We start from the raw sequence: 491 nt of genomic DNA on the forward strand, positions 1-491 counted from the left end.
CGGCGAAATCCGCAGACGAATCGACGATCCGGCTCCTGCTGGCTGACCGCCAGCAGGAGCCTCTCACCGTCTATACCGACGGATTTTGCGCGTACGATCCGCTTGATGAAGATGAGCAATTCGACCGCGAATACGTCGTTCACGGAGACGGTGAATACGCCGACGACACGGTCCACGTGAATACCTGCGAGAGCCACGCGTCGCTGGCGCGACGGTGGCTCTCGCCGCATCGAGGCATCTCAAAAGATCGCCTCACACAGTATCTCCGAGCGTTCCAACTCAGACGAGAACTCTACCGCAAACCCGGACGAAAAGCGCTCAAACACGCCGTCAAAGCTACTCTCTGAAATCAACAATGTGCTACACAAGAGCGTAACAATATATGTTCAACTGTACTCAAAGATTTATATTTCAATATGCTAGGGACCTATCATCTAGTAATCTCGGACTAGCTGTCCTTTATTAACCCTTTTTTTTCCAGTTCTCGCTGT

The 491-nt window shown here is 51.7% G+C and carries 1 protein-coding gene; it reads left to right on the forward strand.

The window, feature by feature from the left end; genetic code table 11:
- The coding region (locus EXE42_RS16755) for a transposase (protein ID WP_137707037.1) at positions 1–347 on the forward strand (347 nt) is incomplete at its 5' end.
- Between the last annotated feature and the right edge of the window lie 144 nt (positions 348–491).

Origin of the sequence: Halorubrum sp. SP3, from assembly GCF_005435195.1 — an archaeon.
GTDB classification, from domain to species: Archaea; Halobacteriota; Halobacteria; order Halobacteriales; family Haloferacaceae; genus Halorubrum; species Halorubrum sodomense.